This window comes from Acidovorax sp. FJL06, from assembly GCF_003852545.1.
In the GTDB taxonomy this organism is placed as follows: Bacteria; Pseudomonadota; Gammaproteobacteria; order Burkholderiales; family Burkholderiaceae_C; genus Acidovorax.
In genome coordinates this window covers 43,363-67,533 of record NZ_QAJR01000033.1, presented here as the reverse complement: position 1 = coordinate 67,533, position 24,171 = coordinate 43,363, and the positions used below count along the sequence as shown (strand labels likewise).

18 protein-coding genes and 1 riboswitch are annotated in these 24,171 nt (G+C 67.4%); of the genes, 7 read left to right on the top strand and 11 right to left on the bottom strand.

The genetic code is table 11. The features are described from left to right. Nucleotides 1–150 precede the first annotated feature (150 nt). The gene (locus DBV10_RS18335; RefSeq protein ID WP_124515041.1) at nt 151–1,038 is read left to right on the top strand and encodes a 23S rRNA (adenine(2030)-N(6))-methyltransferase RlmJ; all 888 of its coding nucleotides are present in this window, start codon (nt 151–153) and stop codon (nt 1,036–1,038) included. A 50-nt stretch (nt 1,039–1,088) separates the two neighbouring features. Here the strand turns inward: DBV10_RS18335 and DBV10_RS18330 are convergent, their stop codons facing one another. The 6 genes from DBV10_RS18330 to DBV10_RS18305 all read right to left on the bottom strand — a co-directional run bounded on the left by DBV10_RS18330 (nt 1,089) and on the right by DBV10_RS18305 (nt 6,719). Beyond that, nucleotides 1,089–1,646 carry a septal ring lytic transglycosylase RlpA family protein gene (locus DBV10_RS18330; protein WP_124515040.1) on the bottom strand — a complete coding sequence of 186 codons (558 nt, stop codon included), beginning with the start codon at nt 1,644–1,646 and terminating at the stop codon, nt 1,089–1,091. Beyond that, the gene (metF, locus tag DBV10_RS18325; RefSeq protein WP_124515039.1) at nt 1,646–2,497 is read right to left on the bottom strand and encodes a methylenetetrahydrofolate reductase [NAD(P)H]; all 852 of its coding nucleotides are present in this window, start codon (nt 2,495–2,497) and stop codon (nt 1,646–1,648) included. Before metF ends, DBV10_RS18330 begins: the two co-directional genes overlap by 1 nt. Next, a complete protein-coding gene (locus tag DBV10_RS18320; RefSeq protein ID WP_124515038.1) occupies nt 2,494–3,492 on the bottom strand; it encodes a TlyA family RNA methyltransferase in 999 nt (332 codons plus the stop codon). The genes metF and DBV10_RS18320 overlap by 4 nt, the downstream gene beginning before the upstream one ends. Before the next feature lie 162 nt (nt 3,493–3,654). Continuing rightward, the gene (gene ahcY, locus DBV10_RS18315) at nt 3,655–5,091 is read right to left on the bottom strand and encodes an adenosylhomocysteinase (RefSeq protein ID WP_124515037.1); all 1,437 of its coding nucleotides are present in this window, start codon (nt 5,089–5,091) and stop codon (nt 3,655–3,657) included. Between the two features lie 68 nt (nt 5,092–5,159). Further along, nucleotides 5,160–5,239, bottom strand: a riboswitch (S-adenosyl-L-homocysteine riboswitch). Nucleotides 5,240–5,493: 254 nt separating this feature from the next. Then, nucleotides 5,494–6,339 carry a class I SAM-dependent methyltransferase gene (locus DBV10_RS18310; protein WP_124515036.1) on the bottom strand — a complete coding sequence of 282 codons (846 nt, stop codon included), beginning with the start codon at nt 6,337–6,339 and terminating at the stop codon, nt 5,494–5,496. Between the two features lie 17 nt (nt 6,340–6,356). Beyond that, entirely contained in the window at nt 6,357–6,719 is a 363-nt protein-coding gene (locus DBV10_RS18305) for a group 1 truncated hemoglobin (RefSeq protein ID WP_124515035.1), read from the bottom strand. Nucleotides 6,720–6,866: 147 nt separating this feature from the next. Here DBV10_RS18305 and DBV10_RS18300 point away from each other — a divergent pair, with 147 nt between their 5' ends. From DBV10_RS18300 to DBV10_RS18285, 4 genes are all read left to right on the top strand, one after another. After that, a complete protein-coding gene (locus DBV10_RS18300; protein ID WP_158616830.1) occupies nt 6,867–8,471 on the top strand; it encodes a winged helix-turn-helix domain-containing protein in 1,605 nt (534 codons plus the stop codon). 161 nt (nt 8,472–8,632) lie between these two features. Further along, nucleotides 8,633–9,409: an SDR family oxidoreductase gene (locus tag DBV10_RS18295; RefSeq protein ID WP_124515033.1), complete on the top strand. Its 777-nt coding sequence runs from the start codon at nt 8,633–8,635 to the stop codon at nt 9,407–9,409. Between the two features lie 124 nt (nt 9,410–9,533). Beyond that, nucleotides 9,534–11,162 carry a peptide chain release factor 3 gene (locus tag DBV10_RS18290; RefSeq protein ID WP_124515032.1) on the top strand — a complete coding sequence of 543 codons (1,629 nt, stop codon included), beginning with the start codon at nt 9,534–9,536 and terminating at the stop codon, nt 11,160–11,162. 47 nt (nt 11,163–11,209) lie between these two features. Then, a complete protein-coding gene (locus tag DBV10_RS18285; protein ID WP_124515031.1) occupies nt 11,210–12,019 on the top strand; it encodes an HAD-IIB family hydrolase in 810 nt (269 codons plus the stop codon). A 22-nt stretch (nt 12,020–12,041) separates the two neighbouring features. On the opposite strand, the gene DBV10_RS18280 is transcribed toward DBV10_RS18285, so the two are convergent. The 3 genes from DBV10_RS18280 to DBV10_RS18270 form a co-directional block, all read right to left on the bottom strand. Beyond that, nucleotides 12,042–13,532 (bottom strand): NYN domain-containing protein, encoded by a 1,491-nt coding sequence (locus tag DBV10_RS18280; protein ID WP_124515030.1) that lies wholly within the window; start codon nt 13,530–13,532, stop codon nt 12,042–12,044. Between the two features lie 80 nt (nt 13,533–13,612). Further along, complete coding sequence (locus DBV10_RS18275; RefSeq protein ID WP_124515029.1) at nt 13,613–14,575, bottom strand: tripartite tricarboxylate transporter substrate binding protein; 963 nt, start codon at nt 14,573–14,575, stop codon at nt 13,613–13,615. Nucleotides 14,576–14,708: 133 nt separating this feature from the next. Further along, on the bottom strand, nt 14,709–15,140 hold the full coding sequence (locus DBV10_RS18270) for an Lrp/AsnC family transcriptional regulator (RefSeq protein WP_124515028.1): 432 nt from the start codon (nt 15,138–15,140) through the stop codon (nt 14,709–14,711). Between the two features lie 127 nt (nt 15,141–15,267). Here DBV10_RS18270 and ctlX point away from each other — a divergent pair, with 127 nt between their 5' ends. Then, nucleotides 15,268–16,227 (top strand): citrulline utilization hydrolase CtlX, encoded by a 960-nt coding sequence (gene ctlX, locus DBV10_RS18265; protein ID WP_124515027.1) that lies wholly within the window; start codon nt 15,268–15,270, stop codon nt 16,225–16,227. 36 nt (nt 16,228–16,263) lie between these two features. Here ctlX and DBV10_RS18260 read toward each other — a convergent pair whose 3' ends face one another. Together DBV10_RS18260 and uvrA are read right to left on the bottom strand one after the other, a co-directional pair. Further along, nucleotides 16,264–16,617: a hypothetical protein gene (locus tag DBV10_RS18260; protein ID WP_124515026.1), complete on the bottom strand. Its 354-nt coding sequence runs from the start codon at nt 16,615–16,617 to the stop codon at nt 16,264–16,266. A gap of 223 nt (nt 16,618–16,840) precedes the next feature. Further along, complete coding sequence (gene uvrA / locus DBV10_RS18255; RefSeq protein ID WP_124515025.1) at nt 16,841–22,714, bottom strand: excinuclease ABC subunit UvrA; 5,874 nt, start codon at nt 22,712–22,714, stop codon at nt 16,841–16,843. Nucleotides 22,715–22,936: 222 nt separating this feature from the next. Between uvrA and DBV10_RS18250 the strand changes: the two genes are divergently transcribed. Then, a complete protein-coding gene (locus tag DBV10_RS18250) occupies nt 22,937–24,052 on the top strand; it encodes an ABC transporter substrate-binding protein (protein WP_124515024.1) in 1,116 nt (371 codons plus the stop codon). Nucleotides 24,053–24,171 lie beyond the last annotated feature (119 nt).

Below are 24,171 nucleotides of genomic sequence, written 5' to 3'. Positions count from 1 at the left end.
CTAACAAATGGCGACCTGTCTGCCAAAAACATCACGCTCGCTGCAAACCGGCGATTCCGATTGTGCCGTGGCCCGGAAAGATACACCCAACCACGCCCCCCGGCACCGCGAAAAAGGCCACCGCAGGGGCGCACTCGTTACCATTGGGCCATGTTCAGTTATCGCCACGCCTTCCACGCAGGCAACCACGCCGATGTGCTCAAGCACACGGTCTTGATTGCCGCCTTGCAACATCTCACCGAGAAAGACGCGGCCCTGACCGTGCTGGACACCCACGCAGGCGCGGGCCTGTACCGGCTGGACGGGGACTACGCCAGCACCAGCGGCGAGGCCGCCGACGGCATCGCCCGCCTTTTTGCCCCCACGACACCCGCCCTCACCCCGGCCCTGCAGGCCTATGTGGACATGGTGGGCGCCTTCAATCAGGGCAACACGCTGCGGGTCTACCCCGGCTCGCCCTTCATCACCCAGCGCCTGCTGCGTGACCACGACAAGCTCAAGCTGTTTGAGCTGCACCCGACCGACCTGCGCGCCCTGGCGGGCAACGTCGCCCAGCTGGAAGCCGGCCGCCAGGTGGCCGTGCTGCACGAAGACGGGTTTGAGGGCATCAAGAAATTTTTGCCCCCACCGGCCCGCCGCGCGCTTGTGCTGTGCGATCCCAGCTATGAAATCAAGAGCGACTATGCCAAGGTGCTGGACATGGCGAGCGACTCGCTCAAGCGCTTTGCCACGGGCACCTATGCGTTCTGGTACCCCATCATTCCCCGCCCCGAGGCCCATGATCTGCCCCGCCGCCTCAAGACCCTGGCCACCAAGGCAGGCAAAAGCTGGCTGCACGCCACACTCACGGTGAAAAACAGCAAGCTCGTCGAAACGGCTGCGGGTGAAGTCAAGCGCCCCGGCCTGCCCGCCAGCGGCATGTTCCTGATCAACCCGCCCTACACGCTCAAGGCCGCCCTGAAGACCGCGCTGCCGCAGATGGCGGAGCTGCTGGCGCAGGACAAGCACGCCACCCACACGCTCGAATCCGGCGGCTGACAGGCCGAGAGGTCTGCCGGTGCTGCGCGGGCCTGCGCGGCAGCGCCGCCTCAAGGCGCCGCAGGGCAGTCCTTCTCGTCGTCGTCCAGCGCAAACAGCTCCACCGGCTTGAGCCCCAGGCCGATCATGCCCAGGGCCTCGGCTGCACCGCGGCTGAGGTCGATCACCCGGTTGCGGGTGTGGGGGCCCCGGTCATTGATCCGCACCACCACCGACCGGCCCGTCATCTGGCTGCGCACACAGACCCGCGAACCAAACGGCAGGGTGGGATGCGCCGCCGTGAGCGCCCGCATGTCAAATAGCTCCCCACTGGCCGTGCGCCGCCGGTGGAACTGCGCCCCGTACCAGGAGGCCAGCCCCACCTCATCGGCAGGAAGGCCCAGGGCCGAGGCCTCGGCGCCCGAAGGCGCGGGCGGGGCGGGTGGGTCGATCAGCATCGCCTCGCCCGGCACCGTCAACAGGTGGGGGGCCAGCGCATCGGGCTGCGCCGACAGGCCCTGGGCCTGGGCCACCGCCAGCGACCCGCCCAGCAGCCAGGCCGCCGCCACACACTGCACCAACCGGGCGGCAGCACAGCATGCGGGCGATGGCAGGCCCCACGCGCCCATCAGATCCCCAGGCGGCGACAGATCTCCAGCGTCGCGGCGCTTTGGTTCATGGTGTAGAAATGCAGCGCCGGCACGCCCGCGCTGCGCAGCTGGTCGCACAGGTCGGTCACCACATCGAGGCCAAAGGCCTTGATACTGGCCGTGTCGTCGCCAAACGCCTGCAGGCGCAGGCGGATCCAGCGCGGGATCTCAGCGCCGCAGGCGTCCGAAAACCGCATCAGCTGCGTAGAGCTGCCAATCGGCATGATGCCCGGCACCACCGGCACCTCGGCGCCCAGACGCTGAGTGTCTTCGACAAAACGGAAGTACGCGTCGCTGTTGTAGAAATACTGGGTGATGGCCGAATCCGCACCCGCTTCCACCTTGGCCACATAGGCCTTGAGGTCGGCCTCGGGCGAACGCGCCTGGGGGTGCACCTCGGGGTAGGCTGCCACCTCGATGTGGAAGTCACGCCCCGTCTCCGCGCGGATGAAGGCCACCAGGTCGCTCGCATAGTGGAACTCGCCGCCCGCGCCATAGCCGCTGGGCAGGTCGCCGCGCAACGCCACCAGGCGCTTGACGCCCATGGCCTTGAGCGTAGCGAGCTGCTCGCGCACCGATTGGCGCGTGGCGCCGATGCAGGAGAAATGCGAGGCGGCCCCGACGCCTTCGGCCAGGATCTCGCGCACGGTGCCGAAGGTGCCTTCCTGGGTGGAGCCACCCGCACCGTAGGTCACCGAGCAGAAGTCGGGGTGCAGCGCGTACAGCTGCTGGCGGGCCACGCGCAGCTTGTCGGCGCCTTCGGGCGTCTTGGGGGGGAAAAACTCAAAACTCACAGGGAAACCGGTGCCCTGTGCATTGGCAGCATTCATGCAGCCCTCCTTGCATGGATAAAGAATTCACGGTTGCCGTCGCCACCCTGGATGGAGCTGTCCTGCCACGCCCGCACGCTCAAGCCCAGCCCGGCGCAGCAGTCGCGGATGCGTTGCTCGACGACTGCGTACAAGGCCTCGTCCCGCACGATACCGCCCTTGCCCACCTGGCCCGGCTGCAGCTCAAACTGCGGCTTGACCAGCATCACCAGGTCGCCCTGCGGCGCCAGCAGCGGCACCAGCGCGGGCAGCACCAGCGTGAGTGAGATGAACGACAGGTCGCCCGTCACCAGACCGAACGCGGGCGTGATATCGACGTCTGCCCGGTCGGCGCGGCGGCGGCGCTCCACCGGCAGCGTGCCCTGGGCGCGCGCCTTGGCCAGCTCGGCGCGTTCGGACTTGAAGGCTTCGATGTCCTTTTCCTTGGCATCGTCGCTGTCGTCGTAGTCCTCGTCCACTTGGCCGCCATTGCGCATCCAGCTGTAGGGCGCCTCGGGCTGGGTCTCGTTGTCCTCTTCCAGTTCGATGACTTCCGAGAGCGCCAGTTCGCAGGCCTGCACCAGGGTCTCGGCGGTCATCGAGCGGGCATTCAGGCCCTCCACGCACACCACCCGCAGATCGCTGCGCAGCCGCTCGTGCAACTGGTCATGGCCCACATCCACACCGATCACCTGCGCGGCGCCGCGCTGCAGCAGGCAGTCGGTGAAGCCGCCGGTGCTCTGCCCCACATCCAGGCAACGCAGCCCCTGCACGGGCAGGCCCAGCGCGTCGAGCGCGCCTTCGAGCTTGAGCCCGCCGCGCGAGATGTACTTGGCCTCGGCGCCATCGAGCAACTGCACCTCGGCAATGGCCGGGATGTCGTCGCCATTCTTCGCCACCTTCTGCCAGGGCGCGAGCGGCGACAGGCGCCATTCGACACCCGACGCAATCAGGCGCTGGGCCTGCGAGCGGGTGGCGGCATGCCCCCGCTCCACCAAAAACACATCTGCGCGCATGGCGCCCATCCTTTTTTGAGTAAAAACAGCCGCTACAGCGCGACCATCATACGTTGATAGCTATTATTTATATAGCAAACAATCCATACATACCACCGCCCGGTCGCGAGCGGGGTTTCAAGCCTGTGGCGAGGGGGCATCCCCCTCTCTCGCTGGCTTCGATCAGTAGCGGTACGTGTCCGGCTTGTAAGGGCCTTGCTTGGGCACGCCGATGTAGGCGGCCTGGTCGTCGCTCAGCTCGGTCAGCATGGCGCCCACCTTCTTCAGGTGCAGGCGCGCCACCTTTTCATCGAGGTGCTTGGGCAGCACGTAGACCTTGCCGTTTTCGTAGTAGTCGCTGTGGGTGAACAGCTCGATCTGGGCGATGGTCTGGTTGGCGAACGAGTTCGACATCACGAAGCTGGGGTGGCCCGTGCCGCAGCCCAGGTTCACCAGGCGGCCCTTGGCCAGCAGGATGATGCGCTTGCCATCGGGGAAGATCACGTGGTCCACCTGCGGCTTGATCTCATCCCACTGGCAGTTTTCTTCGAGCTTGGCGACCTGGATCTCGTTGTCGAAGTGGCCGATGTTGCAGACGATGGCCTGGTCCTTCATCGCCGCCATGTGCTCGAAGGTGATCACGTCGCGGTTGCCGGTGGTGGTCACGAAAATGTCGGCCTTGTCGGCCGCCCATTCCATCGTCACGACCTTGAAGCCCTCCATCGCGGCCTGCAGCGCGTTGATGGGGTCGATCTCGGTCACCCACACCTGGGCGCTCAGGGCGCGCAGGGCCTGGGCGCTGCCCTTGCCCACGTCGCCGTAGCCGGCCACCACAGCCACCTTGCCGGCGATCATCACGTCGGTGGCGCGCTTGATGCCGTCCACCAGCGATTCGCGGCAGCCATACAGGTTGTCGAACTTGCTCTTGGTGACCGAGTCGTTCACGTTGATGGCGCGGAACATCAGCGTGCCCTTGGCCGACATTTCCTTCAAGCGGTGCACGCCGGTGGTGGTCTCTTCGGTCACGCCGATGATGTCGGCGCTCTTGCGGCTGTACCAGGTGCTGTCCTCGGCCAGCTTGGCCTTGATGGCGGCGAACAGGATGCGCTCTTCCTCGCTGCCGGGGTTGGCCAGCACGGACGCGTCCTTCTCGGCCTTCTTGCCCAGGTGCATCAGCAGCGTGGCGTCGCCGCCGTCGTCCAGGATCAGGTTCGGGCCTTCGCCTTCGGTGCCCTTGGCGCCAAAGTCGAAGATGCGGTGGGTGTAATCCCAGTATTCGGCCAGGGTCTCGCCCTTCACGGCAAACACGGGCGTGCCGGTGGCGGCAATGGCGGCGGCGGCGTGGTCCTGCGTGGAGAAGATGTTGCACGAGGCCCAGCGCACGTCGGCGCCCAGGGCTTGCAGCGTTTCGATCAGCACGGCGGTCTGGATCGTCATGTGCAGGCTGCCGGTAATGCGCGCGCCCTTGAGCGACTGCTTGGCTGCGAATTCCTCGCGGATGGCCATCAGGCCGGGCATTTCCGTTTCGGCGATGCGGATCTCTTTGCGGCCCCAATCGGCCAGGCCGATGTCGGCAATGAGGCAGTCGGTGTTGACCGGGGCGTTGACGCGTGCGTTCATGGTGGTGTGCTCCAAAGCATGTTTGAAAAACCACTGGTCGGGGGAGTGACAAGGCTCACCACACGAGAAGTGGATGAGCGTCGTTGCTAGATGACTCCGAGCCTCACGCCCCGCCTGTGCTGGGGGCGCTGCAACGCTCCTCGGATGGACGGCGATTATACGGACTCGCGCACCCAGCGCCATGCCCATCGCAGCCTCCGGCCCTTGGAGCCCCAGTGAAACGAGGGAGTGCACGGTGCGCGCAGGGCGACCGGAACACGGCGGCGCAGATGCGCAGCGCCGCCCCACAGACAGCGAGACAGCGCGCATGGCGTGCCAGCCACCGCCAGGCGCGCACGCACCGGTGCCCATGGCGCAGCATGCGCAGGGCTCACCGGTGCAGGCGCGGCAGCGCCCTTTCATTTATTTCTCGCCAAAAACCACGAGTGCGCTGGCGTCAATCTGGACCTTGCCATCGGGAAACTTCTGCTGAATGGCCTGGTAGACCTCTTCCCGGATCTTCTCTTTCGTGGCGTCGTCGGCCTGGCCCAATGCAGCGACCACCGGTGCCGCCACTTCGGTCATGGCATGCCAGTACACGTCGGCGGTCTGGCAGTCGAGCCGCCCCGCCACCTCCCGGACCGACACGTTTTTCAGCCCGGCCTGCGCGAACAGCGCCTCGCCCCAGCCCGGCTGGGCACAGCGAAACATGCCAGGCGCGCCCGGCACCGGCGCAGGCAAGGCCATGTTCCGGTGGATCGCGCCCATGGTGGCCGTGACCCAGAAGTTCTTCTCCGCGACGTTCCAGACCGCCGTGGCCACGCGCCCCCCAGGTTTCAGCACGCGCGCCATCTCCCGGGCGGCCAAGGCCATGTCGGGGAAGAACATGAAGCCGAAGCGGCAGCTGATGGCGTCGAAGCTCTGGTCCGCAAAAGGCAGCGCACACACATCGCACACGCGGGTTTCCACATTGCTCAGCCCGCGGCGCTGCGCATTCTCCCCGGCGATTTCCAGCATGTTCGCCGCCAGATCGGTGATGACCACCCGCCCCTGCGGAATGCGCGCGGCAATCGTCAGACCGGGCTCTCCCGTGCCGGCCGCGACATCGAGCACCACGTCCTGGCCCTTCGGATCGAGCAGGTGGATGATCTCATTGCCCACCGGGCGCATGAAATCCATGAACAGTTCGTCCCATTTCTTCCAGCCCGCGGAGAACCGGTTCCAGGACGCTTTCTGCTGTTCACGGATGCTTTCAAATTGCGAGTCCATTTGGGGTGCCTCCCTGGTCAGACGCGGATGATGTGGCCCTTGAGCGAGTAAAGAATGCCGACGACCTCGTTCTTCGTGCCATCGTCCAGCCCGTTCTTGCCCATGGCGCCGACGATGTCATCCATGACCGCCAGGTACTCCTGCTCGCTGATGTTCATGCCTTTGTGCGCCGTGAGCATGTCCCGGCCGGTGTAGGCCTGGGCCCCCCCGGCACCGGCACAGAAGAACTCGGTCGCCATCTTCCTGGTGCGCTCCAGGTCCTTGACGTTCTCGAAGCGGGCTTTGACGAGGGGGTTGGCCAGGTGGGCGGCGATGACATCGTCCACAAGGCGGGCAATGCCCGCCGATTCGCCCAGCCGCTGGTAAAGCGTGGTACCCATGGTGAACTCCTTTCGGTCATGAAGGTGTTGCCTTCGCTGCCCGGATGGCCCGGGCCACTGCAGGCAACCATACCCCCGGCCGCACGGGATGGCTTGGCGCCGCAATGGGGAGGGTGTGGGGGTTTGATGGAGAGGGGTGGGCGCCGTATGATCCCCGCTGTTTCGGTGAAGGAGTGGCCCGTGCTGCTGACTTTCAGAGACTGTGAACTCGACACCCGGCTGTTCACCCTGCGGCGCCAGGCGTTGCCACGCCAGGTCGAGCCGCAGGTGTTCGACCTGCTGGTCTACCTGGTGCAGCAGCGCCACCGCATCGTGACCCGGCAGGAACTGCTGGATGCGTTGTGGGCCGGCAAGGTGGTCAGCGAGTCGGCCCTGAGCAGTTGCATCAAGGCGGCACGCCAGGCCATCGGGGACAGCGGGGAGGAGCAAGCCTGCATTGCCACCCTGCACCGCCGCGGCTACCGCTTCGTGGCCACGGTCACGGAACACGAGCCGCCAGCGCCCCGGCAGGAGGACGGCCCCAGCACCAAAACGCCGCCCGTGCCCAGCGAGGCCGACACGCCCCCGCACCGCGCCTCCATCGCCGTCATGCCCTTCGCCGACCTCTCGCCCGTGGCCAGTGCACGCGGCGGCACGGCCGACGCCCTGGCCCATGACGTCATCACCCGGCTGGCCCAGCTACGCAGCCTGTTCGTCATCGCCCAGGGCACCATGTTCGCGCTGCATGAACGCGACATGGGCCCGCAGGAGGCCGCACGCCTGCTCGATGTCGACTATGTCGTGAGCGGCACCGTGCGCCGCCACGCGCAGCGCCTGGTGGTGACGGCCGAACTGGTCGAGGCCCGCAACGCGCGCGTGGTCTGGGCCGACATCTTCGACCGCCCCCTGGACGACGCCTTTTCCGTGCTCGACGACATTGGCAGCCAGATCGTCGCCATCGCCGCCAGCGAGATCGAGCTGGCCGAACGCAACCGCGCCCTGCTGCGCCCGCCCAACACCCTCGATGCCTGGGAGGCCCACCACCGCGGGCTGTGGCACATGTACCGCTTCAACCCGGCCGACAACGCGCGTGCACATGGCTTCTTCGCCATGGCGGTGCGCCTGGACCCCACGTTCGCGCGTGCCTACGCCGGGCTCTCGTTCACCCACTTCCAGAACGCTTTCCAGGGCTGGTCCGAACGCGCAGCCGCCTGCGACCTGGCCCTGGCCACCGCCCGCCAAAGCCTGGGCGCTGACGACCGCAACCCGGCGGCCCACTGGGCCATGGGCCGGGCGCTGTGGCTGCGCGGCCAGCAAGCCCCGGCCGTGGTCGAATTGGAACAGGCCATCCACCTGAGCCCCAGCTTCGCGCTCGGGCACTACACGCTGGCCTTTGTCCAATCCCAGGCAGGCGACCCGCAGGCGGCCATCGCCGCATCGGACCACGCGCGCCTGCTCAGCCCCTTCGACCCGTTGCTTTTCGGCATGCTGGGGGCCCGCGCCATTGCGCTGGTGCGCCTGGGCCGGTTCGACGAGGCTGCGGACTGGGCCGTCCAGGCCGCGGCCCGCCCCAACGCCCACACGCACATCCGCGCCATTGCGGCCTACAGCCTGGCACTGGCGGGATCACTCGACTTGGCACGCAGCTATGCGGCGGAAATACGTCAGGCACTGCCAAACTACCAGGCCGACGACTTCTTGGCGGCCTTCCACTTCGACCCCCAGGGCGCCGCCCTGTTTCGCCAGGGGGCCGCGCACATCGGCATGGGGTGACGCCCGCCGGAGATGGCATGGTCCTGGATGGAGGCGTGGACGCATGCGCTCATCGCTTGTGCGTCACAGCATGCCTGGGCCGCCGCGCCCGGTGTCTCCTGCGCGGCTGACCACGACTGCGCGCCGCACCACACTGTCGCCTCCCGCAACTGGAGCATCTGATGGAAGCAAAAGACAAAGTGGTCATCGTCACCGGCGGCGCCAGCGGCATCGGCCGCAGCATCGCGCGGCGTTGTGCGCAGGAGGGCGCGCGCGCCGTGGTCGTGGCCGACCTGCACCTGGAACCCGCCCAGGCGGTGGCCGACGAGATCGGTGGCCTGGCCGTGCGCTGCGATGTGTCCAAAGAGGCCGACATCAAGGCCCTGGTGGCCACCACCCGCGAACGCTATGGCCGCGTGGACGCCTACATCTCCAACGCCGGCATCCTGGGCCGCCCGGGCGGCATCGAGCTGGAAGACCCGCTGTGGGACGCGATGTGGAACATCCACGGCATGGCCCATGTCTGGGCCGCCCGCGCCGTGGTGCCCGAGATGGTGGAGCGCGGCGAGGGCTTCTTCCTGGTCACGGCCTCGGCCGCCGGGCTGCTGACCATCGTCGAATCCGCCCCCTATGCCGTCACCAAACATGCGGCCGTGGCCTTTGCCGAGTGGCTGCGCATCGCCTACGGCCGCAAGGGCGTGGGCGTGGCCTGCCTGTGCCCGCAGTCGGTGCAGACCGCCATGGTCACGGGCGACGGCGGCTCGGCCTCGCACGACGGCATCCTGCCGCCCGAACAGGTGGCGGGCGACGTGCTGGCCGCCATGCAGGACGGCCGCTTCCTGGTGTTGCCCCACCCCGAGGTGGCGCAGTACTTCCGCAACAAGGGGCAGGACTACGAGCGCTGGATCGGTGGCATGCAGAAGATGTACGCCCGCCATACGCAGGCGCCAACGGGCTGAACACGCGGCAGAGGGGGCTGGGCTGCTCGCCCGGTAAAATCGGCCGATTCGGCGCCCCGCGCCTGTCGCGCCAGCTGCCGCAGACTCCTGCCGCAGCGAGCCCAATCCCTCTTGGAACCCCCCTGTGTCCTACGCCCCCGAAACCCGGCGCCGCCGCACCTTTGCCATCATTTCCCACCCCGACGCCGGTAAAACGACGCTGACGGAAAAGCTGCTGCTGTTCTCGGGCGCGATCCAGATCGCTGGCGCCGTCAAGGGCCGCAAGGCCAGCCGCCACGCCACCTCCGACTGGATGGAAATCGAAAAGCAGCGCGGCATCTCGGTGGCCTCGTCGGTGATGCAGATGGCCTATCGCGACCACGTGGTCAACCTGCTCGACACGCCCGGCCACAAGGACTTTTCGGAAGATACCTACCGTGTGCTCACCGCCGTCGATTCGGCGCTGATGGTGATCGATGCGGCCAACGGCGTGGAAGCGCAAACGCGCCGCCTGATCGAGGTCTGCCGCCAGCGCGACACCCCCATCATCACCTTCGTGAACAAGATGGACCGCGAAGTGCGCGACCCGCTGGACATCATGGATGAAGTGGAGCGTGAGCTGGGCATGCCCTGCTGCCCCATGACCTGGCCGGTGGGCCAGGGCAAGGCCTTCGGCGGCATCATCAACCTGCGCACGAAAACCATGACGGTGTTCGAGTCGGGCAGCGAACGCCGCCCGCAGGACTTTGAATCCATCCCACTCACCGATGTGGACGCGCTGCGCGCGCGCTTCGGCGCCGAATTCGACGCCGCCATGGACAGCATGGAGCTGGCCACCGGTGCATCGCCCGCCTGGGACCACGAGGCCTTCCTGGCCGGCAAACTCACCCCCGTGTTCTTCGGCTCCGGCGTGAACAACTTCGGGGTGATGGAGGTGCTCGACGCCCTGGTGGACATGGCCCCGCCCCCCGGCCCGCGCGTGAGCACGCTCGAAGTCAACCGGCAACCCGTCGTGAAGACCATCCAGCCCGAAGACGAAGGTTTCTCGGGCGTGGTGTTCAAGGTGCAAGCCAACATGGACGCCAACCACCGTGACCGCATCGCCTTTGTGCGCGTGGCCTCGGGCAAATACACGCCGGGCATGAAGCTCAAGGTGCAGCGCACCGCCAAGGAGCTGCGCCCCACCTCGGTCGTGACCTTCATGTCCCAGCGCCGCGAGGCGGTCGAAGAGGCCTACGCGGGCGACATCATCGGATTCACCACCCACGGCGGCGTGCAGCTCGGAGACACCATCACCGACGGCGCCAACCTGCAGTTCACCGGCCTGCCGTTCTTCGCGCCCGAGATGTTCATGACCGTGGTGCTCAAGAACCCGCTGCGCACCAAGCAGCTCCAGCAGGGCCTGGCCCAGCTGGGTGAGGAAGGTGCGATCCAGGTCTTCAAGCCCGACGCCGGCGGCAACATGCTGCTGGGCGCCGTGGGCCAGCTGCAGTTTGAAGTGGTGCAGCACCGCCTCAAGGCCGAATATGACGCCGACGTGCGCCTGGAAGGCTGCCAGTACACCGGCGCCCGCTGGATCACGGCCGACAACGCCGCCGACCTGCGCGCCTTCACCGACGCCTACCCGCTACGCCTGGCGCACGATGCGGCCGACACGCTGGCGTACCTGTGCACCAGCCCGTATGACGTGCGGCTGGCGCAGGAACGGTTTCCGAAGATTCATTTTCATCCGCTGCGGGAGCATGCGGGGTTGGCGTTGCAGAAGGCCGGTTGACCCACTTCGCCTCAGACCACCGTGCTCTTTGGCACTGGATACGCTGCATGCAATCCCTGAACCTCTGGCCCCATGAAGCCCACCCTCACCTGGTGGGCGTTTTCACCGACATCGACGACACCCTCACCACCGAAGGCGCCATCACGCCCGATGCACTCCAAGCCCTGACCGACCTGAAGGCGGCGGGCCTGGTGGTGGTCCCCATCACCGGGCGGCCGATTGGCTGGTGCGAGCCCTTCATGGCCGGGCCTGCTGGTGTGGCCTGGCCCGTGGACGCCATGGTGGCGGAAAACGGGGCGGTGGCGTTTGTGCAGGGCCCACGCCGCCAGTCGCCGCCCACCAAGCTCTACCAGCAGGATGCCGCCACACGCGAGGCCAACCGGGCCCGCATGCACGACATCGCCGCCCTGGTGGCGGCCGAGGTGCCCGGTGTGGCCCTGAGCCGCGACAGCGCGGGGCGTGAAACCGACCTGGCTTTTGACTACGCCGAGTTCGACCGGCACTCCTCCGACACCGTGCAGAAGGTGCTGGCCCTGCTGCAGCGCGCGGGCATGCAGACCACGGTGAGCAGCATCCACATCCACGGTTGTTTTGGAGACTTCAACAAATGGCAGGGCGCCTGCTGGATCGTGCGCGAGTTGTTCGGCCGCAACCTCGCGCAAGAGTTGGACCGCTGGGTGTTTGTGGGCGACTCGGGCAACGACCAGGCGATGTTCCAGCACTTCCCCCACAGCGTGGGCGTGGCCAATATCGCGCGGTTTGTGCCGCAGTTGCAGCACCTGCCCCGCTACGTGACGCAGGGCGAGCGCGGTGCCGGGTTTGCCGAGGTGGCGCGCGCGATTCTGGCGGGCCGCTAAAGCAGCCGCGCCGCAGGCGGGGTCACTCCGCAGGTTCAGAAGTTTTTTTGCCCGTGCTGCGTGGCTTGCGTGCAGGGGCCTTGGCTGCCTGGGCGGGGGCCGATGCTGCCACTGGCGCCGAGGCTGCGGGCGCATCCGGGCCGGGCTCCACAGCAACCCCGGCCGCTTTGCGCCCGCCGGCCTTGCGCGGCGTGTTGGCCGTGCGGCGGGGAGCGGGGGCAGAGGCAGAAGCGGCGGGCTCTACCTCCGCGGTGTCAGCGGGCTCGGCCCGCGCCGCTGGTGCCGCAGGCTCCGATGCCTCGGCATGCTCGATGATGGCCAAGGTCCTCCCGCCCTCTTCCACGCCGCCCCCGGCCCCCGTGGGCGCCAACACAGGCGCTGGCTGGTTGAAATAACGGCCGCCCGGGCGTTCGGGCAGCACTTCGTCGCGCGCATCAAAAGCCGGCTCGGCGCGGCCGTCTGCCGACAACTCCGGCCGTGCATCCGCAGGCTGCGGAGCCCCGGAACGCGCAGCCCCCTCTCCGCGCCGCCCGCGCGAACGGCCACCACGCCCGCCGCCCTCGCCACCAGCATCCGCCGGCACCGATGCCACCGCGTGGAAGTCATGGCGGAAGTAGCCCGCCGCGCCCTGCCGCTCGGCCGGTGCCTCGGCGTGGCCCGCCGCATCCGGCGCGCTGCCCGCCGCCGCACCGAGGCTGCGGAACACATAGGCGCCCGACTTTTCGTCGCGCCCAAACTCCAGCAGGCCTCGCGCCTGCGCCTCTTCGAGCAGGTTGCCAAAGGTGCGAAAGCCGTAGTAGCCCTCGCTGAAATCGGGCTTGCGGCGCTTGATGGCCTCCTTGAGCACCGAGGCCCAGATCTTGCCGCTGTCGCCGCGCTCGGAGGTCAGGGCGTCAAAGGTTTCCACCGCCAGCTCCACGCCCTGGGCGCGGCGCACCTCCTGGGTTTCCTTGCGGTGGCGCTCTTCCTCGGGCGTGCGGCGCGGCGCGGGGGCCGCGCCGGGGTTCTGGCGCCGGGCCAGGGCGCGCTGCTTCTCGCGCACCAGGTCGTCATAAAAGATGAATTCGTCGCAGTTGGCGATCAACAGGTCGGACGTGGACTGCTTCACGCCCACGCCGATCACCTGCTTGTTGTTCTCGCGCAGCTTGGACACCAGCGGCGAGAAGTCCGAGTCGCCGCTGATGATGACGAAGGTGTTGACGTGCGACTTGGTGTAGCACAGGTCCAGCGCGTCCACCACCAGGCGGATGTCGGCCGAATTTTTGCCCGACTGGCGCACGTGGGGGATTTCGATCAGTTCGAAGTTGGCCTCGTGCATGGTGGCCTTGAAGCCTTTGTAGCGCTCCCAGTCGCAATAGGCCTTCTTGACCACGATGCTGCCCTTGAGCAGCAGGCGCTCCAGGATGGGCCTGATGTCGAACTTTTCATACTGCGCATCGCGCACGCCCAGGGCGACGTTTTCAAAGTCGCAGAACAGGGCCATGCTGATGCTGTTGTCGGAGGGGGATGCCATAAAGGATGCTCGCGGTGTTCCGTTCAATGTTGGGGCGGATCATCACACGGAACGCATTGCCCCCTCCGAAGGGGGCTGCCTCAAGCGGGTTTGGCCAGGCCCAGTTTTTCCACCAGCGCCTTTTCGCGCGAAAAGGTGTCCTGCGCAAACTTCTTGTACGCCGACGTGCTCATGTACATGGGCACCATGTCGTAGCGGGCCAGGGCGGTGCGGTAGCTGTCCTGCTCCATGGCCTGCTTGAAGGCATCGTGCAGGCGCTTCACCACCGCGTCGGGCGTGCCCTTGGGCGCGCCGATGCCAAAGGGCGAGTTCTGCACCAGGTTCAGGCCCAGCTCCTTGAGCGTGGGTGCGTCGGGGAACTTGGCCAGGCGCTCGGCGCCCCAGGTGTTGAGCACGCGCAGCTTGCCGGCCTCGACCTGCGGGGCAAAGCCCGTGGAGTCGGCCGCGGCCATGATCTGCCCGCCCAGGATGGATTGCATCAGGTCGGCACTGCCCTTGTAAGGCACATGCAGCAGCTCCAGCCCCAGTTGCTGCGCGATGAGTTCCATCGTCAGGTGCGGGCTGGTCATGGTGCCGGTGGAGCCGTAGCTCAGCTTGCCGGGGTTGGCCTTGGCCCAGGCCACGAAGTGCGTCCAGGTCTTGAGCGGGGAGTCGGCCGGCACCACCAGGCCAAACGCGTAGCCGGTGACATTGAGCACGTAGCTGATGTCCTTGACCGGGTCCCAGTTGATCTTGGTGGTGTAGGGCAGGCGGAACACGCCCAGCGGGATCTGCGCAATGGTGTAGCCGTCGGCCGCCGCGCCCTGCAGGGCCTGCGCGGGCAAGGTGCCGCCGGCGCCGGGCTTGTTCTCCACGATCACGGGCTGGCCCAGGATCTTGCTGGCGTTGTCGGCCAGCGCACGCATGGTGATGTCGGTGGGGCCGCCTGCCGGGAAGGCGACCACCAGCTTGATGGGCTTGCTCGGAAAGCTCTGGGCCTGCGCCGCGAACGCGGGGGCGGCGAGGCTGGCGGCACCCCATTGGAGGATCTGGCGACGTTGCATGGCGGGGCTCCTGAAAGGCAAAAACAAAGACTTCGCCATTGAACTGCAGGCCACACCCGCCAGGGCATGCAGAAAACCCCTAGCGCCTGTCTCCAAAGCGCCAGCCCGTGCGCGCTCCGCCGTCGCTCGCTGCTCAGGCCTTGTAGGTGGACAGCAGGATGCTGGTCTCGGTGTTGGCGATGCCCGGCGTGAGGCGGATGCGGCCCAGCGCGGCATCGAACGCCTCCAGGCTCTCGGCGCGCACCTCGGCCACGATGTCCCAGCGGCCATTGGTGGTGTGCAGCGTGCCCACCATGGGCTCGCCGCGCAGCGCGCGGATCACGGCGGGCGCGGCATTGCCTTCGACCGCGATGCTCATCCACGCGCGGATGCGCTGGGGCTCCGAATCGGGCCGCAAGCGCACGGTGTAGCCGGTGATGACGCCGCTTTCCTCCATCTTGTGCAGCCGGTTCTGCACCGTGCCGCGCGACACGCGCAGCTTTTGCGCCAGCGTGGCCACGGGCGTGCGCGCATCGGCGCGCAGGATGCTGAGGATTTCGCGGTCGGTGTCGTCAAGCTTGGTCATAGTGGGTCTTGCAATTGGCAGATCGGCAATTTTCAGCGCATTTTGAACAATCCTGACGCTATTGAATAGCGCTGGCTGTTCAGAGAATTGGGCCTTCTCTCCTTCCACCGCCCCGCCCTCTCCCACCATGCCCCCCTCAGCCCAAGCCCCCAGCGCCGTCGTGATGGTGCGCCCCCACCACTTCCACCCCAACCCCGAAACCGCTGGGGACAACGCCTTCCAGGCCCGCGCCAGCGACCTGGCCGCCGAGGACACCGCACGCCGTGCCTTTGCCGAAGTCACGGCCGCCGCTGCGGCGCTGGAGGCCGCCGGTGTGCGCGTGCACCTGTTCGACGACCAGGGCGAGCGCCACACCCCCGACGCGGTGTTCCCCAACAACTGGTTCTCCACCCACGCGGGCGGGCATGTGGCCGTCTACCCCATGTATGCCGAGAACCGCCGCCGCGAACGGCGCAGCGACGTGATCGAACGGCTCAAGGCCGAATACCGCGTGCAGGACGTGATCGACTACTCCGGCCTGGAGGCCGATGGCCTGTTCCTCGAAGGCACAGGCGCCATGGTGCTCGACCACATCCACCGCATCGCCTACACCGCGCAATCCAACCGCGCCGACCCGGTGGCGCTGGAGCGCTTTTGCACCCACTTCAACTACGAGCCCATGGCCTTTGCCACGGCCGACGCCGAGGGCAAGCCCTGCTACCACACCAACGTGATGCTGTGCGTGGGCACCGACTTTGCGCTGGGCGGATTTCACCTGGTCACCGACCCCGCGCGGCGCAACGCCGTGCGCGCGCGGCTGCGCGAAACGGGGCGGGAGCTGATCGAGCTGAGCCCCTGGCAGATCGGCGAATTTGCGGGCAATGCGCTGGAGCTGCAGGGCACCCGGGGCCGGGTGCTGGCGTTGTCGGCCCGCGCGGCGGCCAGCCTGTCGCCCACGCAGAAGGCCGTGATTGAGCGCAGCGCGGCCCTGCTGCCCCTGGCCGTGCCCACCATCGAGCTGGCGGGCGGATCAGTGCGCTGCATGCTGGCGGGCATCCACCTGGCGCGACGCGAAATTTTGCAAGCAAAAAATGCCGATACCGCTTGATGGACTTGCCCTTATAGCTATTTATTTAATAGCAAATCAATGATGCTCGGCAGAAGGCGGCTCCACATCCAGCCGCGCATCGCAGCCGATGCCCGATGCGATCCACCGCCGCGCCAGGGCCGACATCGCACGCACCGCCCAGGGCTGGGTGAACCCCGTCACCCCACCCGGGTCGGCCACCATGCCACACCAGTAGCGCTGGTCGGTATCGCTCCAGCGCAACGCCACGCAGGCGCCCTTGCGGCGCCGCGACACCAGCACGCCCAGCGGGCAGGGCTCGGCCAGGCAGCACAGGCCACAGCCATTGCAGGGCGCGCCCTCGGCGGGCTTGGGCGGGGCTTCGGGGTGCAGCCAGACCACAGTGTGGCCAGCGGGGTTGCGGGTGGGCATGGGGTCCATGTTCAAGGAAGATGGCTCAGAGCGCTACCACCGCCCACCGACGTCTCAGCCCTTGATGGCGCAACGCGCCACCCACAGCGCATGCAAAGGGCGCGCCCCAAGCCAGGGCCCCCGCGCAAGGGCCGCCCCGCCGCGCTGGGGGCGTCCCCCTCCCAGATTGCGGAGCAATATGAGAGAGGGGGAAGGCGCGAAGCGCCTCAGGGGGTGCTTCATCTCACCGCGCCAGCACGGGCGCCAGCGCCTGGCCCGTGTGCGTGCCTGCGGCCACCACGTCCTCGGGCGTGGCGGCGGTCACGATGCGGCCACCGGCGCGACCCCCCTCGGGCCCCAGGTCGATGATCCAGTCGGCCTCGGCAATCACATCCAGGTCGTGCTCGATCACCACCACGCTGTGGCCGCCGTCCACCAGGCGGTGCAGCACGCGGATGAGCTTGTCCACGTCGGCCATGTGCAGGCCCACGGTGGGCTCGTCCAGCACATACAGCGTGTGCGGCGCCTTCTGACCCCGGCGGCCCACCTCGTCGCGCACCTTGGTCAGCTCGGTCACGAGCTTGATGCGCTGCGCCTCGCCCCCGCTCAGGGTGGGCGAAGGCTGGCCCAGCGTGAGGTAGCCCAGGCCCACGTCCTTGAGCAACTGCAGCGGGTGCGCGATGCTGGGCATGGTGGCGAAGAAGTCCACGGCCTCGTCCACCTCCATCTGCAGCACATCGCCAATGCTCTTGCCGCGCCAGGTCACGGCCAGCGTTTCGGGGTTGAAGCGCGCGCCGTGGCAGGTCTCGCAGGGCACTTTCACGTCGGGCAAGAAGCTCATCTCGATGGTGCGCACGCCCGCGCCTTCGCAGCTCGCGCAGCGGCCTTCGCCGGTGTTGAAGCTGAAGCGCCCGGCGGCATAGCCGCGCGCCTTGGCCTCCAGCGTTTCGGCAAACAGCTTGCGGATGGTGTCCCAGAAGCCGATGTAGGTGGCGGGGCAGGAACGCGGCGTTTTGCCGATGGGCGTCTGGTCCACTTCGAGCACGCGGTCGATGCTCTCGAAGCCCGACAGGCCTGCGCAACCCACCAAAGGTGGCGCCTTGCCTGCATCCATGGCATCGCGCCCGGCCTTGGTGCTGCGCTGCTGCACCCAGGCCTGCACATTGGCCAGCAGCACATCGCGCGCCAGGGTGGATTTGCCCGAACCGCTCACGCCCGTCACCGCCACCAGGCGGTGCAGCGGCACGGTGGCCGTCACGTTCTGCAGGTTGTGCAGCTGCGCGCCATGCACGGTCAGCCAGCGCATGGCGGCACGCTCCTTGGCTTCATTGAGGGCGTCAGCGGCCAGCGCTGCAGCCTGGGCCGCACGCTTCTTGACGGCAGCGCTCTGCCGACCGGTGGGCGCTGCCGCCTCGGCCTGGGCAAAGGCCGCTGTGGCCTCGGCGCTGACCCCGCCGGGCGCCATGCTGCGGCGCAGCTGCAGCGGGTGCTTCATCGCGTGCAGCAGGTAGCGGCCGGTTTGCGAATCCTCCGCGCCCGTGATGTCGGCCACGCTGCCCTGCGCCACCAGGCGCCCGCCGCGTTTGCCGGCGCTCGGGCCAATGTCGATGATGTGGTCGGCACGGCGGATGGTGTCTTCGTCGTGCTCTACCACCACCAGGGTGTTGCCCTTGTCGCCGAGCTTGTGCAGGGCGTTGAGCAAAATCTGGTTGTCGCGCGCATGCAGGCCGATGGTGGGCTCGTCGAGCACGTAGCACACGCCCTGCAGGTTGCTGCCCAGCTGCGCGGCCAGGCGGATGCGCTGGGCCTCGCCACCGCTGAGCGTGGGCGCCCCCCGGTCCAGCGTGAGGTAGCCCAGGCCCACTTCTTCCAGAAATTCGAGGCGGCTCTGGATCTCGGGCACCAGGTCGCGGGCGATGTCCGCCTCGCGCGCCGTCATGCCACCTTCGATGCGCAGGGTCTCGACCCAGCGGCGCACGTCCGTGACGGACAGCGCGGCAATGTCGGTGATGCCCACACCGGCAAACTGCACAGCACGCGCGGTGGCGTTCAGGCGTGTGCCGCTGCAACTCGGGCAAGCCGTGTCCGCCAGGTCTTCCACCTCGGGCTCGGCAAAGGTCTGCTCACGGCCTTTTTCCTTGTCGTCTTGTACTGAGTCGTCAAACACCTTGCGCTGGTCCTTGGTGAGCTTGACGCCGGTGCCCACGCAGTCGGGGCACCAGCCATGTTTGCTGTTGTAGCTGAACAGGCGCGGGTCCAGTTCGGCATAACTGGTGGCACACACGGGGCAGGCGCGCTTGGTGGAGAACGCCTGCAGCGTACCAATACCGGCCGTGGACTGGCCGCCCTCCATGGCTTCGCGCAGGCCTGTGATGCCTGAGAGAACATGCACCACGCCCTTGCCGTGCGTGAGCGCATCGGCCAGCGCGGTGCGCAGTTGCGCTTCGTTCTCGGGCGATACATCCAGGCTGGCCACCGGCAGCTCGATCGTATGTTCCTTGAAGCGGTCGATGCGCGGGAAGTTGGTGGTGGGCAAGAAGTTGCCGTCCACCCGCAGGTGCGTGTAGCCGCGCGGACGCGCCCAGTCGGCCAGCTCGGTGTACACGCCCTTGCGGTTCATCACCAGCGGCGCAAGCAGGCCGATGTGCTGGCCCCGGAAGTTCTTCAGCAATTGCGCGGCGATGCTGTCGGGCGTCTGCGGCTGCACGGCGGCGCCGTCCTTCACACAGTGCTGCGTGCCGAGCTTGACGTACAGCAGGCGCAGAAAGTGCCACACCTCGGTGGTCGTGCCCACGGTGGACTTGCGCCCGCCGCGCGACAGGCGCTGCTCAATCGCCACGGTGGGCGGGATGCCGTACACGGCATCCACCTCGGGCCGGCCGGCGGGCTGCACAATGGAACGCGCATAGGCGTTGAGCGATTCGAGGTAACGGCGCTGGCCCTCGTTGAACAGGATGTCGAACGCCAGCGTGGACTTGCCCGAGCCGCTCACGCCCGTCACCACGTTGAATTGGCCACGCGGAATGTCCACGCTCAGGTTCTTGAGGTTGTGCTCCTTGGCGTTGACGATTTCAATGGCATTTTTGGCCGCTGGCGCGCGTCCCTCTTGCCCAAGCAGCTCTTTTTTTCGTAGCACCGCAGCTTTTTCGTGCACCGAATGGCCGCCCGCGCCCAGCGCCAGCTCGTAGTCGCGCAGCGCCTGCCCGGTGTGCGAGGTGGCGTGCTGCCGCACATCCTCGGGCGTGCCTTCGGCCACGATGAGCCCGCCCGCATAGCCGCCTTCGGGGCCCAGGTCGATGAGCCAGTCGCTTGCGCGGATCACGTCCAGGTTGTGCTCGATGACGATGAGCGAGTGCCCCGCGTCGATGAGCTTGCGCAACGCGCGCATGAGCTTGGCGATGTCGTCAAAGTGCAGGCCGGTGGTGGGCTCGTCGAACAAAAACAGCGTGCCCTTGCGCGCCACGACCTGGCGCGACTTGGCCGCCGTGCGCGCTGCCTCGGCCAGGAAGCCTGCGAGCTTGAGGCGCTGCGCCTCGCCGCCGGACAAGGTCGGCACAGGCTGGCCCAGCGCCACGTATTCAAGCCCCACATCCACGATGGGCTGCAGCGCACGGATCACGTCGCGGTCGCTGGCGAACAGGTCGGCCGCCTCGGCCACCGTGAGGGCGAGCACGTCCGCCACGTTGAGGCTGCGGCCACCGCGTTCGATGGTGATCTCCAGAATCTCGGGCCGGTAGCGCTTGCCGTCGCAATCCGGGCAGCGCAGGTACACGTCACTCAGAAACTGCATCTCCACATGCTCGAAGCCCGAGCCCCCGCAGGTCGGGCAGCGCCCGTCGCCGCTATTGAAGCTGAACTTGCTGGCGGTGTAGCTGCGCTGCTTGGACAGCGGGGCCACGGCGAAGAGTTCGCGGATGCTGTCCCAGGCGCCGACGTAGCTCACGGGGTTGGAACGCGCCGTCTTGCCAATCGGTGACTGGTCCACGAACACCACGTCCGACAAATGGTCCGCCCCCAGCATGCGGTCGTGCGCGCCGGGCGTGTCGGTGGCCTTGCCAAAGTGGCGCAGCAGCGCGGGGGCCAGCACGTCCTGGATCAGGCTGGACTTGCCCGAGCCGCTCACGCCGGTGACGGTGACCAGGCGCTGCAATGGGAATTCGACCGACACGTTTTGCAGGTTGTGCTCGCGCGCGCCTTCGAGGATGAGGCGCGGCGTGGATTCCGTCACCATGCGCTTGAAGCCAAAGCCCACATGTTTGCGCCCGCCCAAATAGGCCCCGGTGAGCGTGTCCGCTTGGCGCAGGTCGGCCGTGGTGCCGTCAAACACGATCTGCCCGCCCAGGCGGCCCGGGCCGGGGCCCATGTCGATCATGCGGTCGGCCGCGAGCATCACGGCCGGGTCGTGCTCCACCACCACCAGCGTGTTGCCCGCGTCGCGCAGGCGCAGCATGGCCTCGGTGATGCGGTGCATGTCGCGCGGGTGCAGGCCGATGCTGGGCTCGTCCAGCACAAACAGCGTGTTAACCAGCGAAGTCCCTAGCGCGGTGGTCAGGTTGATGCGCTGCACCTCGCCGCCACTGAGCGTGCGGCTTTGCCGGTCCAGCGTGAGGTAGCCGATGCCCACGTCGCACAGGTATTTCAGGCGCGTGGTGATCTCCTCGTGCAGCAGTTTCAGGGCCTGCGCGTCGCCGCCCGCCGCCGCGTCGCCCACGGGCAGCTCCATGCGGTCGAAGAAACGGCGCAGCCGGTCAATGGGCAGCAGCATCAGGTCGTGCAGGCACAGGCCGGGCAAGGCGGCCAGCTGTTCGCGCGACCATTGCACGCCCTCGGGCATGAAACGGCGGGCGGGGTCGATGGCCACATCCGCATCGTCCTTGCTGCCCACGCGCCAGAGCAGGCTTTCGGTCTTGAGGCGCGCCCCCGCGCAGGTGGGGCATGGCGTGTAGCTGCGGTACTTGGACAAGAGCACGCGGATGTGCATCTTGTAGGCCTTGCTCTCCAGGTATTCAAAAAAGCGCTTGATGCCGTACCACTGCTTGCTCCACTGCCCGTCCTTGTAGCCGGGCGCGCCGCCGATCACCCATTTCTTCTGGTCGTCGGTGAGCTTGTACCAGGGCGTGTCGCGCGGGATGCCGGCGGCCTCGGCATGGCGCATGAGGTCGTCCTGCGCCTCTTGCCATGCGGGGGTCTGGATGGTCTTGATGGCGCCTGCGCGCAGCGTGAGTTTGTCGTTGGGGATGACCAGGCCGTAGTCCACGCCGATCACCCGGCCAAAGCCCCGGCAGCTGTCGCACGCGCCCACGGCGGAGTTGAACGAAAAGGCCGACGGAATGGGGTCGCTGTAGCGCAGGTCACTATCAGGGCAGTGCAGGCCGGTGGAGAAGCGCCAGAGTTCGGACTCACCCTCATCCACGAGACGATAGACATTCAGCCGCCCCGTGCCGCGCTTGAGCGCGACCTCGATGGCTTCGATCACCCGCGCCTTCTCGGCATTGCCCAGCCGGAACCGGTCCGCCACCACATCCAGCACCTTGCGCGGGCCGGTGGGCGTGGCCACTTCGCGCTCGGCCTGCACCTTGGTGAAGCCACTGGCCGACAACCATTGCTCCACCTGTTCTGCCGAGGTGCCACCGGGCAGTTCGACCGGGAAGGTCAGCACGATGCGTGGATCTCCGGCTTCTGCGCTGCGCCGCTGCAGCTCGGCATAGATGGTCTCGGGCGAATCGTGGCGCACCGGCTGCGCGGTCTGCTTGTCAAACAACTGGCCGGCGCGCGCGAACAGCAGCTTCAGGTGGTCGTTCAGCTCCGTCATCGTGCCCACGGTGGAGCGGCTGGAGCGCACCGGGTTGGTCTGGTCGATGGCGATGGCCGGGGGCACGCCCTCGACCTTGTCCACGGCGGGCTTGTCCATGCGGTCGAGGAACTGGCGCGCGTAGGCGCTGAAGGTTTCCACATACCGGCGCTGGCCTTCGGCATACAGCGTGTCGAACACCAGGCTGGATTTGCCCGAGCCGCTGGGGCCGGTGACCACCGTCAGCTCGCCGGTGCGGATGTCCAGGTCCAGGTTCTTGAGGTTGTGCTGGCGTGCGCCACGGATGCGGATCTGTCCCTGGGTCATGGAGGCGGTCTTTCGGGTGTGAGGCGAAACATTCTAGGGATCTGCCCGCCCCTTTGCTGCGGCCCCGAATTACCCCTGGGGCGCACTGCGGTGCTTTTGATGCGGGACAAAAGGCGGGGGCCCATGCCCGCGCCCGTGGAGCCAACTTGCCGATGCGCGGGAGGCCTCGGTTTAGACTGCTCGTTTACCCACAACCTTTCCAAGAACAATGAGGAGACAGCCATGAAGCAATGGCAAACACTGTGGGCCGGTGCGGCCCTGGTGCTGGGCGTGTGCACGGCCAGCCAGGCACAGATCCTGATCGGCCAGACCGCAGGCTTCTCCGGCCAGGTGGCGGCCGGGGTGAAGGAGACCACGGACGGCGCCCGGCTGTACATCGACGCCGTCAACGCCAAGGGCGGTGTGAACGGCCAGAAGATCGAACTCACCTCGCTCGACGACAAGTTCGACCCCAAGCTGGCCGCCGACAACGCGCGCAAGCTGATCGAGGAGCAGAACGTGGCGGCCATGTTCCTCACCCGGGGCACGCCGCACACCGAGGCCATGATCCCCCTGCTCGAAAAGCACGGGGTGGCGCTGGTCGCGCCCTCCACGGGCGCCATGGTGCTGCACCAGCCGGTGCGCAAGTACATCTTCAATGTGCGGGCCACCTACCAGCGCGAGGCCGAAAAGGCGATCACCCACTTGGCGTCCATGGGCATCACCCGCGTGGCGCTGGTCTATGCGGACGACAGCTTTGGCGCGGACGGCGTGCAGGGCGCGCAAAAAGGGCTCACCACGGCCAAGCTCACGCCCGTGGCGTCGGAAAAGTTCGACCGGGCCAAGCCGGATTTCGCGCCCATCGCCACCAAGGTGGCCAAGGGCGACGCGCAGGCGGTGCTGATCATTGCATCGGGCTCGGCCGTGGTGGATGCCACCGCCGCGCTGCGCACGGCGGGCTCGGCCGCCCAGATCGTGACGCTGTCCAACAACGCCTCCAGCGGCTTCATCAAGAGCCTGGGCGCCAATGCGCGCGGCGTGATCGTGACCCAGGTCTACCCCAACGAGCGCGCCGTGACCTACCCCATGGTGAAGGAGGCGCAGGAAATGGCCAAGGCCAAGGGCCCGGGCGAGATCAGCCCCGCCATGCTCGAAGGCTTTGCCGCCGCCAAGGTGCTGGTCGAAGGCCTCAAGCGCGCCGGCCCCAAGCCCAGCCGCGACAAGATCCACGCGGCACTGGAAAGCATCAAGAAGTTCGACCTCGGTGGGCTGGAGGTGAGTTTCAGCCCGGACGACCACACGGGCCTGGACTTTACCGACCTGTCCATCATCGGCACGGACGGCAAGTTCAGGAGGTGACATCCTGCGGCCCGGGTACGGGCCGCGCCAGGTTCATGGGCTGCTGGCACTACGCGTTTCTACAGATTCCCTGCCGGTGGCCGTGCCTACACTCGGGCGCTCCACACGCAGGAGACACA